We start from the raw sequence: 15,770 nt of genomic DNA, 5'->3' as shown, positions 1-15,770 counted from the left end.
AACCGGCAGCACTACCGACTTTCGGCAGTATGCGAGGCGAGGCCGCAGGGATAGATTCACCCTGACCTGGTCGCCGACCCCCACGACCATGCTCGCAACACCCGTATGCCGCAAAGGAGCGCCTGCCGATGAGCAGCCAGATCGATCATCTTCTCGACGAGACCCGGAAGTTCGCACCGTCGGAGGAGTTCGTCGCCCAGACCATCTCGTCGCCCGAGCTCTACGAGCGAGCGTCCGCCGACCGTGAGGCCTTCTGGGGCGAGCAGTCCCGCGAACTGGTGCACTGGCACAAGCCGTTCACCCAGGTGATCGACTGGACCAACCCGCCTTTCGCCAAGTGGTTCGACGACGGCGAGCTGAACGTCGCGTACAACTGCCTCGATCGCCACGTCGAAGCCGGCAACGGCGACCGTGTCGCTCTGCACTGGGAAGGAGAGCCCGGCGACTCCCGGCGCATCACCTACGCCGAGCTGACCGACGAGGTCAAGCGCGTCGCGAACGTGCTGGAGGGACTCGGCATCGGCCAGGGCGATCGCGTCGCGATCTACCTGCCCATGATCCCCGAAGCGATCGCCTCGATGCTCGCGGTCGCCCGTCTCGGTGCCATCCACTCCGTGGTGTTCGGCGGTTTCAGCGCCGACAGCCTCCGCTCACGCATCGACGATGCCGGTGCCAAGCTCGTCATCACGGCAGACGGCGGCTACCGGAAGGGCCGCGTCTCCGCGCTCAAGCCAGCCGTCGATCAGGCCCTTGCCGACCGCGGAGACGGCGAGCAGCAGACCGTCGAGCACGTGCTGGTGGTCAGGCGCGGCGAGAACGAGGTCGACTGGACCGAGGGCCGCGACATCTGGTGGCACGATGCCGTCCCCGCGGCCTCTGCCGAGCACACGGCGCAGGCCTTCCCCGCCGAGAACCCGCTCTTCATCCTCTACACGTCGGGCACCACCGGGAAGCCCAAGGGCATCCTGCACACATCCGGCGGATACCTGACCCAGGCGGCGTACTCGCACAAGTACGTCTTCGACCTGCACCCGGAGACCGACGTCTTCTGGTGCACGGCCGACATCGGCTGGATCACCGGACACAGCTACGTCACCTACGGTCCCCTCGCCAACGGCGCGACCCAGGTGCTCTACGAGGGCACCCCCGACGCCCCGCACCCCGGTCGCTGGTGGGAGCTCATCGAGAAGTACAAGGTGTCGATCTTCTACACCGCACCGACCGCGATCCGCTCGTTCATGAAGATCGGACGCAGTGTTCCTGCGAAGTTCGATCTCTCGTCGTTGCGCCTGCTCGGCTCGGTGGGAGAGCCCATCAACCCCGAGGCATGGATGTGGTACCGCGAGGTGATCGGTGCGGGCAAGACGCCCATCGTCGACACCTGGTGGCAGACCGAGACCGGCGCGATCATGGTGTCCGCCCTCCCCGGAGTGACGGAGACCAAGCCCGGTTCGGCGCAGGTACCGCTCCCCGGGATCTCGATCGACGTGGTGGATGAGCAGGGAGTCGAGGTCGGCAACGGCAGCGGCGGACTGCTCGTGATCACCGAGCCGTGGCCGAGCATGCTCCGCGGCATCTGGGGCGACCCCGAGCGCTACCGCGAGACCTATTGGGAGAAGTTCGAAGACCAGGGCTACTACTTCGCGGGCGACGGCGCGCGCCTCGACGACGACGGCGACCTGTGGCTGCTGGGCCGCGTCGACGACGTGATGAACGTCTCCGGCCACCGCCTGTCGACTGCGGAGATCGAGTCCTCCCTGGTCGCGCACGAGGCGACGGCGGAGGCCGCCGTGGTCGGCGCCTCCGACGAGACCACCGGCCAGGCCGTGGTGGCCTTCGTCATCATCAAGGAGAGCTACCTCGCCGCGCACGAGCCCGCGGGCCTCGCGCAGCAGCTGCGCCTGTGGGTCGGCGAGCAGATCGGCGCCATCGCCCGTCCGCGCGACGTCTACATCGTCGGCGAGCTGCCGAAGACCCGCTCCGGCAAGATCATGCGTCGCCTCCTCCGCGATGTGGCCGAGGGGCGCGAGGTGGGCGACACGACGACGCTCGCCGACACCGCCGTGATGAGCATCATCTCCGCACAGGTGAAATAGGAAGAGCACCGCGAAAGAGAAACGCGCCTGCCCCGGACGGGGAGGCGCGTTTCTCTGTGCAGATGCATCGGTCGGATGCCTGCGGACTCAGACGAGCAGGAACGTCACCTCGACCTCGACGGGGCTGCCGAGCGGAAGCTCCGCGACTCCGACGGCCGCGCGCGCGTGGCGTCCCGCATCGCCGAAGATCTCACCGAGCACCTCGCTCGCACCGTTGATGACACCGGGCTGCCCTGTGAAGCCGTCCGCGGAACCGACGAAGCCGCCCACCCGCAGCACGCCGGCGATGCGGTCGACGCCACCTGCCGCATCCGCCGCTGCGGCCAGAGCGTTCAGTGCACACGTGCGGGCGTAGGCCTTCGCGTCCTCCGCGGAGACGTCGGCGCCCACCTTGCCCGTGGCGGGCAGCGAACCGTCGACGAACGGCAGCTGACCCGAGGTGTAGACGAGACCACCGTGCACGACTGCCGGGACGTAGGCGGCGACCGGAGCAGCGACGGCAGGCAGCGCGATACCGAGCTCGGAGAGGCGGGCGGAGACGCTCATGCCTGACCCCCCTCGAACTGACGGGCAGCCTGTTCCGCGGCGGCGAGACCGGCGTTCGTCGATGCCTCCGAGGTCACGGGGCGCTTCAGGTAGGCGACGAGTCCGCCTTCGGGCCCCTGCACGACCTGGACGAGCTCCCAGCCCTGCTTGCCCCAGTTGTTGAGGATGGCTGCCGTGTTGTGGATCAGCAGCGGCGTGGTGAGGTACTCCCACGTGGTCATGGCACTCCTGTCGATCGGGGCGCGACACCGGAATTCCGGGGCGGGCTCGTCAAAGGCGGTATTCAGGGAACTCCCCTACGATCAAGCGTATGCCCCAAAAGAATCGCACGGTGAGAGGTGTGCTCGGCGGTCTCGTCGGGCTCGTCGGTCTGAGCGCCGTCGCCGGTCTCCTCGTCACGGCCAGCGTCACCCCGGTGCTCGCGATGACCGGACTCGCAGGCACCCAGGCCCTCACCCTCTTCGATCAGCTCCCGGAGAGCCTCAACCCGAGCACGCCGATGGAGCAGTCGACCATCTACGCGACCGCTCCGGACGGCTCGACGGTCGAGCTCGCCTCGTTCTACGAGCAGAACCGCGTACCTGTCACCTACGAGCAGGTCTCCCCTTCTCTGTACGACGCGATCCTGTCCAGTGAGGACAAGAACTTCTACAGCCACGGCGGCGTGAACATCGGAGCCACGGTGAAGGCTCTGGTCGACAACGTGCGCGGCACGTCCAGTCGCGGTGCATCGACCATCAGCCAGCAGTACGTGAAGAACGTGCTGATCCAGAAGTGCGAGCAGGACGTCGACACCACGTCTGACACGTACTCGGAGGACCTCCAGCAGTGCTGGCTCGACGCCACCAATGCGACCGGCGCGAAGGGCATCGAGCGCAAGCTGCAGGAGATGCGCTACGCCATCCAGATCGAGAAGGACTTCTCGAAGAACGACATCCTGCTCGGATACCTGAACATCGCCAACTTCGGTGGAACCGTGTACGGCATCGAGGCCGCCGCGAACTACTACTTCTCCACGACCGCGGCGAACCTCACGGTCGCGCAGTCGGCGACGCTGGCGGGCATCGTGCAGAACCCCAACACCTATCGGATCGACAAGCCGGAAGGCACGATCACGAACTCCGAGGGCGTTGCACTGAACAGCGCCGCGGATGGATACGCGCTCACGAAGGACCGTCGTCACTACGTGCTCGGTCGCATGCTCGCGGACGGCAAGATCACTCAGGCGCAGTACGACGAGGCCGATGCGTCTGAGATCACGCCTGCGTTGAATCCGCCGACGCAGGGTTGCGCCGCGGCAGGGACCAGCGCCTATTTCTGCCAGTACGTGAAGTCGATCGTGCTGAACGACGAGGCCTTCGGCAAGACACAGCAGGAACGCACCGATCTGCTCCGCCGTGGCGGTCTGAAGATCTACACGACCCTCGACTACCGCATCCAGACCCCGGCTGCCGAAAGCATGTCCGAGGTCGTTCCCGCCAACGCCGACAATCAGAACTTCGGTGCTGCGGGTGTCTCGATCGAGGTCGGCACCGGCCGAATCCTCTCCATGACGCAGAACACGATGTTCACCGAGACGCCCACCGACGATCAGGCCTACACCTCGCTCGTGTTCGCGGGCGACAAGGAGCACGGTAACTCCGGCGGCTTCCAGGTCGGATCGACGTACAAGCTGTTCACGCTGATCGACTGGCTGGAGAAGGGTCACTCCGTCAACGAGGTGCTCAACGGAACCGTACAGACGAACCTCAAGATCCCGGTCTGCGGTGTGAAGCAGAACGCGGACACCAAGAAGATCGGCAACTTCGGCGGAGGCGGAGGCAGCACGAGTTCGGTGCTGAACTTCACGAAGAACTCGCTCAACAGTGGATACTTCGCGATGGCGTCGAAGCTCGACATCTGCGAGATCAACAAGGTCGCGGACCGCATGGGCGTCACGCTCGCGAACGGCGGCAAGGTCACCGACGAGAACGTGCCCTTCGATGTCCTCGGTCCGAAGAACATCTCCCCGCTGGCGATGGCGAACGCCTACGCGACCGTCGCGAGCGGCGGCAAGTACTGCACGCCCCGCGCGATCGACCGCGTCGTCGGCGCCGACGGCAATGATCGCGAGCTGCCCGCGGCCTCCTGCACCGATGGGGTGTTGCAGCCCGAGATCGCAGCGACCGCGGCGTTCGCGCTGCAGAGCGTGATGGCCGGCGGGGGTACGGGAAACCGGGCCAACCCCAACGACGGGACCCCGCTGATCGGAAAGACCGGTACCCACGACCGGTGGTCGACAATGATGATCGAGTCCAGCACGAAGGTCGCGACCGCTGTCTGGGCAGGCCGCTGGCAGGGCCAGGCGGACATCTATCAGAAGCGGATCAACGGCACTTTCCTCAATGACATGCGGTACCCGGTCGCTCGCGCGGCTCAGGCCGCAGCCAACGCCGCGTACGGCGGCGATGCCTTCCCGCAGCCCGACGGCAAGCTGACCCGCCAGCAGCTCACCACCGTCCCGAGCGTCGTGGGTAAGTCCGTCGAGGAGGCCACGGCCATCCTGACCGACGCCGGCTTCCAGGTCTCCGTCGGTGGCGCGGTCGACAGCGATCTCGCCGCCGGCCTGGTCGCCGCGCAGGACCCGAACGGGGAAGCGGCGAACGGCGCGACGGTCACCCTCACGACCAGCAATGGTCAGGGGACGACCGTGCCCGCGAATCTCGTCGGGATGTCGAGAGCCCAGGCGACCGCAGCACTCGGCGGTGCCGGCTTCACGAACATCGAGTTCGACAACTCGTGCAACCCGCCGACGTCCGTCGTGGGCGGTTCCGACCCCGCGCCGGGCACGGCGGCGAGCAAGTCCACCGCCGTGCGTGTGACGTGCCAGTAGCGGCACGTCGCGGCGCGCACCCGGCCCTCGTCACGCTCGGCGCGATGGGGGCCGTGGGTGTCGGCGCGGCGATCTGGGGCATCGGCATCGAACGGTACCTGTTCACCGTGCGCGAGGCCTCAGCAACGGCTCTCCCGCCCGGCGCAGTGCCGCTTCGCATCCTGCACATCTCCGATGCGCACATGGCCCCGTGGCAGCACCGCAAGCAGGACTGGCTCGCCTCGCTCGCCGAGCTGAAGCCCGATCTCATCGTGAACACCGGGGACAACCTCGGTCACGAAAGGGGTCTGGACGGCATCCGGCGCGCCTTCGCTCCGTTCGCCGGCATCCCCGGCGTGTTCGTGCACGGTTCGAACGACGTCGCCGCTCCGTCACCGCGGAACCCTCTCCGCTACTTCCTCGGACCGTCCAAGAAGCACCACAAGCCCGAGCTCCTCGACACGGATGCGATGGATCGGTACTTCACGGAAGAGCTCGGCTGGACCGACCTGAACAACTCGGCCGCACGTCTGAACATCGCCGGCACCGACGTCGATCTCTTCGGGGTCAACGACGCTCACCGCGATTGGGACCGTCTGGATGCGCTTCCCGATGCCATCGCGGCTCTCGGTGCCCGCGCCGCGGCGACTCCTGTCCTCGGCGTCACGCATGCGCCGTATCAGCGGGTGCTCAACGGGTTCACCGATCTCGGCGCCGATGCGATCCTCGGAGGCCATACACACGGCGGACAGGTCTGCCTTCCCGGGTACGGCGCGCTCGTGGCGAACTGCGACATCCCGCTCAAGCAGGCCAAGGGACTGAGCACCTGGTCGCATGGCGGCCGCACCGTGCCACTCAACGTCAGCGCGGGGTGCGGGCACTCGATCTACGCGCCGGTCCGGTTCGCGTGTCGACCCGAGGCGACTCTTCTCACGCTGACCGCCCGAGTCTGATCCAGCCTCGATTCGGCGCAGAGAGCATTTCCCTGTAGACTCGGAGGGTTGCAAACGGGGTGTGGCGCAGCTTGGTAGCGCGCTTCGTTCGGGACGAAGAGGTCGCAGGTTCAAATCCTGTCACCCCGACCAGTGACACCGGAAGGCCGCCCTCAGGGGCGGCCTTCTCTGTACCGGGACTGTGCACGAAGGGAACGCATGAGCTCTCTCCTCCCGCCGTCGCGCCGTATCGCCCGCGTGTGGGCGCTCGCCCTCAGCGTCCCGTTCCTCATCAGTCTCGCCGCTCTCACCCTCACGCCGTCTAAAGTCGAGGACTCGATGCCGACCCTGCTCGACGCCGTCCTCACGACGGCGCACCGTCTCGGCTGGGAGTGGCTCGACTTCACCCGCCTGGAGATCCTCGCGAACGTGCTCGTCTTCGTGCCGGTCGGCATCTTCTCCTTCGTACTCCTCCCCCGTCGCGTCTGGTTCCTCGCGCTCCTGGTCGGTCCGTTGCTTTCCGCGATGATCGAGACGGCGCAGCGCCTAGCCCTCCCCCACCGCGCGGCGACCGTGAACGATGTCGTGGCCAACACGACGGGTGCCATCCTCGGCGTCGCCATCGCGGTCGTCGTCACCCTGCTGTTCGCCCGGAGACCCTCCCAGCGTCCACCTTCTAGGCTGGAGACACTATGACCACGCCCGCACTCGTCGCCTTCGACCTCGATGACACGCTCGCCCCTTCGAAGGGTCTGATCGACCCGAGGATCGCCCAACTGCTGCGCGCGCTCCTGCGCACGGTCGACGTCGCCATCATCTCCGGCGGCAACGAAGCACAGTTCCGCTCACAGGTCGTCGCCCGACTCGGCGACGCGGATGCCGCAGACCTCGCGCGGCTGCACCTCCTGCCGACCTGCGGCACCCGTTACCTCCGCCACGACGGCGCAGATTTCGCACCGATCTACGCGCACGACCTCAGCGACGTCGACAAGCAGGCCGCTCTCACGGCTCTGCGCGAAGAGGCCGAGCGCCTCGGGCTGTGGGAGGCCGAACCGTGGGGCGAGATCCTCGAGGACCGCGGATCCCAGATCACGTTCTCGGCACTGGGTCAGCGCGCACCGCGCGAGGCGAAGCACGACTGGGACCCGACGGGCGCCAAGCGGAGCGCTCTGCGAGACGCCGTCGCCGCACGTCTGCCCGGCCTCGAGGTCCGCTCGGGTGGATCGACCTCCATCGACATCACCCAGGCGGGTATCGACAAGGCCTTCGGCATGCGGCAGCTCGCCGCCCACACCGGTATCGCGCTCAGCGACATGCTGTTCTACGGCGACCGACTCGACGAGGGCGGGAACGACTACCCGGTCCTCGCGATCGGCGTGCCCTCCATCGCGGTGGAAGGCTGGGAAGACACCGCCGACCGGCTCGACGCGCTTCTGCTGACGCTCTGATCCAGGTGGTGTCGTGCGGACCGACACCCCCGTATGGTCCTAGCATGGCGTCATGGATGCCCTGCTGATCGTCATCGTCGTCGCCGCAGTCTCCAGTGCAGTCTGCTGGGTGCTCTCCCTGATCACCCATGACACCTCCTGGGTCGATCGCGCCTGGTCCATCGTCCCCGTCGCCTACGTGTGGATCTTCGTCGCCGGTGCCTTCGTGAACGGCGAGGGCTCGGTGCGCGTCGTCCTGATGGGTGTGCTCGCGACGGCGTGGGGTGCGCGCCTCACGTTCAACTTCGCCCGCAAGGGCGGCTACACCGGGATGGAGGACTACCGCTGGGCGATCCTCCGCGGACGCATGCGACCCTGGCAGTTCCAGATCTTCAACCTGCTGTTCATCATCTGCTATCAGATGGCGCTGCTCGTGCTCATCACGCTGCCGGCGGCCGTCGCCGCGCAGAATCCGTCTGGGCTCACCGGCTGGGATTCGCTATTCGTGGCCGCATTCCTCGCCTTCCTGGTCGGAGAGACGATCGCCGATCAACAGCAGTGGGTGTTCCATCAGCGGAAGAAGAAGGCGGGCGGGACGCTCGCCCCCGGCTTCGCGACGACGGGCCTGTTCCGCTACAGCAGGCACCCGAACTTCTTCTTCGAGCAGGCGCAGTGGTGGGCCTTCTACGCGATCGGCGCGACAGCGGCGGTCGCAGGAGGCGCCGGTGTCATCGGCGGCGCGCTGAATCCGACGATCGTCGGCCCCTTCCTGCTGACCGTGCTGTTCATCGGCTCGACGATCTTCACCGAATCGATCACCGCGTCGAAGTACCCGGCATACGCCGACTACCGCCGCACGACATCGATGCTCGTGCCGTGGCCGCCGCGCACGCGCGCAGTGGCCACGCAGTCCTGAGGTCCGGATCAGCGCGCCGCCGATCGAGCAGGGCCTCAGCTCACGCGGGCCTCTGCAGCAGCACGTGCGACCGGCACGAGCCGAGTGAGCTGGGTCACGTGCGCGGGCTCGAGCTCGGCGAGTGACGCGACGCCCAGCAGACGCATCGTCCGCTCGATCTCGCTGCGCAGGATCGCGATCGTACGGTCGACGCCCTGACGTCCGCCGGCCATCAGACCGTAGAGGTAGGCCCGTCCGATCAGCGTGAAGTCCGCGCCGAGCGCGACCGCGGCCACGATGTCGGCACCGTTCATGATGCCGGTGTCGATCATCACCGTGAAGTCGTCACCGACCGCGCGACGCACTTCGGGCAGCAGGTGGAACGGGATCGGCGCGCGGTCGAGCTGGCGCCCTCCGTGGTTCGAGAGGACGATGCCGTCGACTCCGGCGTCGCGCAGACGCACCGAGTCCTCGACGTTCTGCACGCCCTTGATCACGATCTTTCCCGGCCAGATGTCGCGGATGACCGCGAGATCGTCATAGCTGATCGTCGGATCCATCGCGGCGTCCAGCAGCTCCCCCACCGTGCCACCGGTGGTGCTCAGAGAGGCGAACTCGAGCTTCGGAGTGGTGAGGAAGTCGTACCACCACCACGGCCGGGGGATCGCGTTGATGATCGTGCCGAGTGTGAGCTGGGGCGGGATGCTGAAACCGTTGCGCTTGTCACGAAGACGCGCACCGGCGACCGGGGTGTCGACCGTGAACTGGAGGGTGTCGAAGCCCGCCGCAGCCGCACGGCGGGTGAGCTCGTAGGAGATCTCGCGATCGCGCATGACGTAGAGCTGGAACCAGTTGCGCCCCTGGGGGTTGGCTGCCTTGACCCCCTCGATCGAGGTGGTGCCGAGTGTGGAGAGCGTGAACGGGATGCCCGCAGCCGCGGCGGCTCCCGCGCCGGCGGTCTCCCCCTCTGTCTGCATCAGGCGCGTGAAGCCCGTCGGCGCGATCCCGAAAGGCAGCGCGGACGGGCCGCCGAGGATCTCGACGGACGTGTCGACGGTGGGTGCCGGTCGCAGGATCCCGGGATGGAACTCCACGTCGCGGAAAGCCTGGCGTGCACGGGTGAGGGACAGCTCGCCCTCCGCAGCTCCGTCCGTGTAGTCGAAGGCTGCCTTGGGCGTGCGCCGCTTGGCGATCAGGCGCAGATCGTCGATCGTGAGTGCACCCTCCAGTCGTCGCTTGCGGCCGTCGAGCTCCGGCTTCTTGAACTTCATCAGCTCGAGGAGCTCGGCGGGGTTCGGGAACTGGCGCTGCACCATGATGTGCCTCTCAGATCTGGGGGTGGATCTCACGGGTGAGGCCCGTGGACGTGTAGTAACCGGTGATGTGCGTGCGGATCAGGGAGCGCGCGGTGTCGACATCGGCGGCGTCGATCGCGTCGACGAGTGCACGGTGCTCGGCACGGAGCCGGGCCGACATCGCGCCCCAGTCCGGGATCGTGGCGACACCCGCCTGCACGTAGGACTCGATCGAGGAACGCAGGCCTGCCATCATCGCGGCGATGACCGTGTTCCCGCTGGCCTCGGCGAGCGCGAGGTGCAGCTGGGCGTCGAGGGCGAGGAACTCCGACGGCGAGAGCCGCGGTCCATCCATCGCGACGAGCAGTTCGTGGGCGCGGCTCGTGTCACGCTCGGGTGCGGCAGCGATCGCGGTGACGACAGCGTCCTCGAGCACGAGGCGAGTGCGGACGACATCGTCGAGCGGGAACCCCTGGGCTGCCACCTGCAGCCTCAGCAACGCCGACATTCCTCCCGTCGGCGTCGCTATCACGATGGCCCCCGACTGCGGGCCGGAACCGGTCGCGGTGCGGATGAGGCCCATCACCTCGAGAACGCGGAACGCCTCCCGAACGCTCGATCGCCCGACTCCGAGCTCCGTGGCGAGGTCCCGTTCCGACGGCAGCCGGTCGCCCGGACCGAGACGCGCGTCGAGGAGGTCTCGTTCGATGTGCTCGAGCACGAGTCGCCATGCGCGTGCCGGCTGGTCCGCCATCGATCCTCCTGTGGTCTGACCACAGAGTATCGCGTGTGGTCAGACCACGCAAACGAGAGTCGACGGCACACCCGCTGTGCGGGGCGCGGGTGAAAGGAGGGCAGGCTCAGCCCAGGCGCCCGCCGGATTCCTCGAGGTAGCAGGTGCCGCAGAGCGACTCGTACGTGGTCAGCTCGGGCGACGCCGATCCGGTCGCGCCCTCATCGATGGCGACCTGATCGCCGTCGAACACGAAGCGCCCGCCGACCACGCGGCCGTTGAACACGGCCTTCCGCCCGCAGCGGCAGATGGTCTTGAGCTCCTCCAGGGAGTGCGAGATCGCGAGCAGCCGCGCGGAGCCGGGAAAGGCGTGGGTGAGAAAGTCGTTGCGGATCCCGTAGGCGATCACCGGGATGCCGTCCACGACCGCGATCCGGAAGAGGTCGTCCACCTGGGTCGGAGTGAGGAACTGCGCCTCGTCGATCAGCAGGCATGCCACGTCGCGCGGGCCTTCCGGGAGCAGCTCTTCATCGGCCGCATGCTGCATGCGCTCACGATGCTTCGCGAACATCACGCGCGCATCGTCGTCGGGGGCGATGAGGAAATCGACCCGGCGTGTGACGCCCAGTCGGCTCTCGATCTCGGACGCGCCCTTGGTGTCGATCGCCGGCTTCGCGAGCAGCACGCGCTGCCCTCGCTCTTCGTAGTTGTAGGCAGCCTGCAGCAGAGCCGTCGACTTGCCCGAGTTCATCGCGCCGTAGCGGAAGTAGAGCTTCGCCACGGGACGACCTCAGACGTTGATGCCGAGGACGGCTGCGGTGGCTTCGGTCGACTTCTCCGCGAGTTCCGGCTTCTCGTTCAGCTTCTCCCCGAAGGTGGGGATCAGGGCGCGCAGCTCCGGCTCCCATCCCGGGTACTCCGCCGGGAAGCACTTCTTGAGCAGGTCGAGCATGATCGGGACGGCCGTGGATGCCCCCGGCGATGCCCCCAGCAGACCTGCGATGGAACCGTCCGCCGCCGCGACGACCTCGGTGCCGAACTGCAGGATGCCACCCTTCTTCGGGTCCTTCTTCATCACCTGGGCACGCTGACCGGCGTCGATGAGGGTCCAGTCCTCATCCTTGGCCGTGGGCATGAAGGTGCGCAGGCTGTCGACCTTCTTGGCATGGTTCTTCAGCAGCTCGCTCACGAGATACGTGATGAGATCGGGGTTCTTCACCGCGACCTGGAGCATGGGAAGCAGGTTATGCGGGCGCACCTGGGTGACGATGTCGAGCATCGAACCGTTCTTCAGGAACTTCGGGCTGAAGGTGGCGAACGGGCCGAACATGAGCGACGCCTCGCCGTCGACGACACGGGTGTCGAGGTGCGGGACCGACATGGGCGGAGCGCCGACGGACGCCTGCGAATAGACCTTCGCCTTGTGCTGGCCGACGATGGTCGGATTCGTGGTCTTGAGGAACTGCCCGCCGATCGGGAAGACGCCGTAGCCCTTGATCTCAGGAATCCCGGAATTCTGCAGAAGCTTGAGAGCCCAGCCGCCCGCCCCGACGAACACGAAACGGGCCTTGACCTCGTTCGGGGTGTGTCCGATGCTGTTGCGGTACTTGACCAGCCAGGTGCCGTCCTTCTGCTTCTTCAGGCTGCGCACCTCGTGGTTCGTACGCAGTGACACGCCCGCGTCGGTCAGGTGGTCGAAGAGCTGATGCGTGAGAGAGCCGAAGTCGACATCGGTACCGGCGGGCACCCGCGTCGCAGCGAAGGGCTCGCCCTTGCGCCGCTGCTGCATGAGCAGCGGAGCCCACTTGTTGATGACGCGAGAGTCCTCGCTGTACTCGATGCCCGCGAACAGCGGCTGCTTCTTCAGCACCTCGTAGCGGTTCTTGAGGTAGGCGACATCCTTCTCGCCCCGCACGAACGTCATGTGCGGCGTCGCGTTGATGAAGGTCGACGGCTCGTCGAGCACGCCCCGCTCCACCAGAGACGACCAGAACTGACGGCTCTGCTGGAACTGCTCGTTGATCGACACCGCCTTGGCGGGGTCGAGCGGAGCGTCGCCCTGCTGGGGCATGTAGTTCAGCTCGCACAGGGCGGCGTGGCCCGTGCCGGCGTTGTTCCACGGGTTGGAGCTCTCCTGAGCCACCTCGGAGAGTCGCTCGAAGGCGACGATCTTCCACTCCGGCTGCAGCTCGTGCAGGAGAGTACCCAGGGTGGCGCTCATGATGCCACCGCCGATCAGGACGACATCGACGTTTTCAGTCACCGAGCCAGTCTAGTTCGCGGGCGCGCTGCCGCCGACCATGCGGCCGGTTCCAGCAGACCGCTTCCACATGACGGGGATACCGTCAGGCTATGACCGCCAGGCGCTCGGCGAGGATCTCGGCGATCTGCACCGCGTTCAGCGCAGCACCCTTGCGCAGGTTGTCGTTGCTCAGGAACAGCACGAGCCCCTTGCCCTCGGGGGCGGACTGATCCGCCCGGATACGGCCGACGAAGCTCGGGTCCTGTCCTGCGGCCTGCAGCGGGGTCGGCACCTCGTCGAGCACGACGCCGGGAGCGGCGCTCAGGACCTCGCGCGCACGCTCGGGCGTGATGTCGTCGGCGAACTCCACGTTGATCGACAGCGAGTGCCCGGTGAAGACGGGGACTCGCACGCAGGTGCCCGCGACGCGAAGATCGGGGAGCTCGAGGATCTTGCGGCTCTCGTTGCGGAGCTTCTTCTCCTCGTCGGTCTCGTTGTCCCCGTCGTCGACCAGGTTGCCCGCGAAGGGGATCACGTCGAAGGCGATCGGGGCGATGTACTTCTCGGGCTCGGGGAAGTCGACCGCGGATCCGTCGTGCACGAGACGAAGGGTGTCGCCCTGGGCCAGCACTCCCTCGACCTGACCGAGCAGCTCCTGCGCGCCGGCGAGGCCGGACCCGGAGACGGCCTGGTACGTCGAGACGATGAGCCGCTCGAGGCCGGCCTCGGCGTGCAAGGCCTTCAGCACGGGCATCGCGGCCATCGTGGTGCAGTTCGGGTTCGCGATGATGCCCTTGGGGCGCTCGTCGATCGCGTGCGGGTTGACCTCGCTGACCACGAGCGGCACCTCGGGGTCCATGCGCCAGGCACTGGAGTTGTCGACGACCACGGCACCGGCGGCGGCGAAGCGGGGCGCGTACGCACGGCTCGCCGTGGCACCGGCCGAGAACAGGGCGATGTCGATCCCCGCCGGGTCCGCGGTCTCGACGTCTTCCACGATGACCGTCGCGCCGCCGAACTCGATCGCCGTGCCGGCGGAGCGCGCGGACGAGAACAGACGCAGGTCGCCGATCGGGAACGACCGCTCGGCGAGAATCTCGCGCATCACGGTGCCCACCTGGCCGGTGGCGCCGACGATGGCGACGGAGAGTCCTGATTCGGAGATGCGGGTCATGATGTTCCTTGGCGTCGTGCGGTACTGCGTACGAGGCTTCGGGCGCGGCGTCGGGGTGCTGAGGCTGCGCCTGGCGCCGGTGTCAGGGTTGCGGTGAGTCTACCGCGACCAGGAGGAGAGCTCGCCATGCCGCGAAGCCTCGGGCATCCGCGGGGTCAGGCAATACGGCGAGATCAGGCTGATCTGCCCTGCATGTGCCTGATGCGACGCGTTCGCCTGATCCGACGACGCGGCAGGAAGCCTGCGAAAGTTGGCAGAGATCAGCGGCCGGTGCCGGCGTGGACTGTCGCCTCGGCATCGCCATCGAGCCCGTAGGCGGTGTGCACGGTGCGAGCGGCCTCGGTGAGGTCGGTGTCGCGGAGCACCACGGAGATGCGGATCTCGGAGGTCGAGATCATCTCGATGTTGATGCCTCCGGCGGACAGCGCCTCGAAGAGCGTCGCCGAGACACCGGAGTGCGTGCGCATGCCCGCCCCGACCACCGAGAGCTTGCCGATCTGGTCGTCGTGGATCAGGTTCTGGAACCCGACCTCGGTCTGCTCCCCCGCGAGGGCCTTGAGCGCGGCAGCAGCATCCGCCTTGGGCACCGTGAAGGAGATGTCGGTGCGTCCGGTCGCCGACACGTTCTGCACGATCATGTCGACGTTGGCGCCCGACTTCGCGACGATCTTGAAGATCTCGGCGGCCTTGCCCGGCACGTCGGGCACACCCGCGACCGTGATCTTGGCCTGGCTGAAGTCGGTGGCGACGCCGGCGACGATCGGTTCTTCCATGACTACTCCCTCGGCTTCGCGAGGGTTCTTCATGCCCTCGCCCAGAACGTACGTGCCCTCGGACGACGAGAACGTCGACCGGGCGTGGATGAGGACACCGTGACGGCGTGCGTACTCGACGGCGCGGATGTACAGCACCTTGGCCCCGTTGGCGGCGAGCTCGAGCATCTCCTCACTGGAGACGTGATCGAGCTTCTGCGCCTTCGGGATCACGCGCGGGTCGGCGGTGAAGATGCCGTCGACATCGCTGTAGATCTCGCACACGTCGGCGTCGAGCGCGGCGGCGAGCGCGACTGCGGTGGTGTCGGATCCACCACGACCGAGAGTCGTGATGTCGCGGGTGTCGCGGTTGAAGCCCTGGAATCCCGCCACGATCACGATCGCCCCCTCGTCGAGGGCTTCGCGCAGACGCACGGGGGTCACATCGACGATGCGGGCAGCGCCGTGCTGGGAGTCCGTGATCATGCCGGCCTGGCTGCCCGTGAAGGAGCGCGCCTCGAAGCCCATCGAGTGGATCGCCATGGCCAGCAGCGCCATCGAGATGCGCTCTCCGCTGGAGAGCAGCATGTCGAGCTCACGCGGTGCCGGGATCGGCGCGACCTCGTTCGCGAGGTCGAGCAGTTCGTCTGTGGTGTCGCCCATAGCGCTCACGGCGACCACCACGTCGTGTCCGGCACGACGCGTGTCGACGATGCGCTTGGCGACGCGCTTGATGCTCTCTGCGTCGGCGACGGACGAGCCGCCGTACTTCTGCACGATGAGGGCCACGATCACTCCCTGGGATGACGGGCGGATCCGCCCACGCT

At 67.3% G+C, this 15,770-nt stretch carries 14 protein-coding genes and 1 tRNA gene; 7 read left to right on the top strand and 8 right to left on the bottom strand.

The features are described from left to right. Positions 1 to 128 precede the first annotated feature (128 nt). Positions 129 to 2,096 (top strand): acetate--CoA ligase, encoded by a 1,968-nt coding sequence (gene acs, locus RN51_RS02100; protein WP_045262389.1) that lies wholly within the window; start codon positions 129 to 131, stop codon positions 2,094 to 2,096. Positions 2,097 to 2,183: 87 nt separating this feature from the next. Here the strand turns inward: acs and RN51_RS02095 are convergent, their stop codons facing one another. Both RN51_RS02095 and RN51_RS02090 read right to left on the bottom strand, forming a co-directional pair. Beyond that, positions 2,184 to 2,642, bottom strand: coding sequence for a RidA family protein (locus RN51_RS02095; protein WP_045262388.1), 459 nt, complete (start codon positions 2,640 to 2,642; stop codon positions 2,184 to 2,186). Further along, positions 2,639 to 2,863, bottom strand: coding sequence for a hypothetical protein (locus RN51_RS02090; protein WP_028503378.1), 225 nt, complete (start codon positions 2,861 to 2,863; stop codon positions 2,639 to 2,641). The genes RN51_RS02095 and RN51_RS02090 overlap by 4 nt, the downstream gene beginning before the upstream one ends. An 89-nt stretch (positions 2,864 to 2,952) precedes the next feature. Here RN51_RS02090 and RN51_RS02085 point away from each other — a divergent pair, with 89 nt between their 5' ends. The 6 genes from RN51_RS02085 (at position 2,953) to RN51_RS02060 (ending at position 8,768) form a co-directional block, all read left to right on the top strand. Then, entirely contained in the window at positions 2,953 to 5,514 is a 2,562-nt protein-coding gene (locus RN51_RS02085; RefSeq protein WP_045262387.1) for a transglycosylase domain-containing protein, read from the top strand. Positions 5,515 to 5,558: 44 nt separating this feature from the next. Beyond that, positions 5,559 to 6,446: a metallophosphoesterase gene (locus RN51_RS02080; protein ID WP_045262386.1), complete on the top strand. Its 888-nt coding sequence runs from the start codon at positions 5,559 to 5,561 to the stop codon at positions 6,444 to 6,446. 55 nt (positions 6,447 to 6,501) lie between these two features. Next, positions 6,502 to 6,578, top strand: a tRNA-Pro gene (locus tag RN51_RS02075). Between the two features lie 66 nt (positions 6,579 to 6,644). Further along, entirely contained in the window at positions 6,645 to 7,121 is a 477-nt protein-coding gene (locus RN51_RS02070) for a VanZ family protein (protein ID WP_082066264.1), read from the top strand. Beyond that, complete coding sequence (locus RN51_RS02065) at positions 7,118 to 7,873, top strand: HAD-IIB family hydrolase (protein WP_045262385.1); 756 nt, start codon at positions 7,118 to 7,120, stop codon at positions 7,871 to 7,873. The genes RN51_RS02070 and RN51_RS02065 overlap by 4 nt, the downstream gene beginning before the upstream one ends. Positions 7,874 to 7,925: 52 nt before the next feature. Then, positions 7,926 to 8,768, top strand: a complete 843-nt coding sequence (locus RN51_RS02060; RefSeq protein WP_045262384.1) for a DUF1295 domain-containing protein — start codon at positions 7,926 to 7,928, stop codon at positions 8,766 to 8,768. A 35-nt stretch (positions 8,769 to 8,803) separates the two neighbouring features. Here RN51_RS02060 and RN51_RS02055 read toward each other — a convergent pair whose 3' ends face one another. From RN51_RS02055 to RN51_RS02030, 6 genes are all read right to left on the bottom strand, one after another. After that, positions 8,804 to 10,063: an alpha-hydroxy acid oxidase gene (locus RN51_RS02055; RefSeq protein ID WP_045262383.1), complete on the bottom strand. Its 1,260-nt coding sequence runs from the start codon at positions 10,061 to 10,063 to the stop codon at positions 8,804 to 8,806. Positions 10,064 to 10,073: 10 nt separating this feature from the next. Continuing rightward, entirely contained in the window at positions 10,074 to 10,796 is a 723-nt protein-coding gene (locus tag RN51_RS02050; protein WP_045262382.1) for a FadR/GntR family transcriptional regulator, read from the bottom strand. 106 nt (positions 10,797 to 10,902) lie between these two features. Continuing rightward, on the bottom strand, positions 10,903 to 11,556 hold the full coding sequence (locus RN51_RS02045; protein WP_045262381.1) for a thymidine kinase: 654 nt from the start codon (positions 11,554 to 11,556) through the stop codon (positions 10,903 to 10,905). Positions 11,557 to 11,565: 9 nt separating this feature from the next. Beyond that, entirely contained in the window at positions 11,566 to 13,038 is a 1,473-nt protein-coding gene (locus RN51_RS02040; RefSeq protein ID WP_045262380.1) for a malate:quinone oxidoreductase, read from the bottom strand. 82 nt (positions 13,039 to 13,120) lie between these two features. Further along, on the bottom strand, positions 13,121 to 14,191 hold the full coding sequence (locus RN51_RS02035) for an aspartate-semialdehyde dehydrogenase (protein WP_045262379.1): 1,071 nt from the start codon (positions 14,189 to 14,191) through the stop codon (positions 13,121 to 13,123). Positions 14,192 to 14,451: 260 nt separating this feature from the next. Then, entirely contained in the window at positions 14,452 to 15,732 is a 1,281-nt protein-coding gene (locus RN51_RS02030; RefSeq protein ID WP_045262421.1) for an aspartate kinase, read from the bottom strand. Between the last annotated feature and the right edge of the window lie 38 nt (positions 15,733 to 15,770).

Origin of the sequence: Microbacterium oxydans, assembly GCF_000956405.1 — a bacterium.
GTDB classification, from domain to species: Bacteria; Actinomycetota; Actinomycetes; order Actinomycetales; family Microbacteriaceae; genus Microbacterium; species Microbacterium oxydans_C.
Note: the sequence above shows the minus strand (reverse complement) of the source record. Positions and strands in the feature narration are given on the sequence as shown.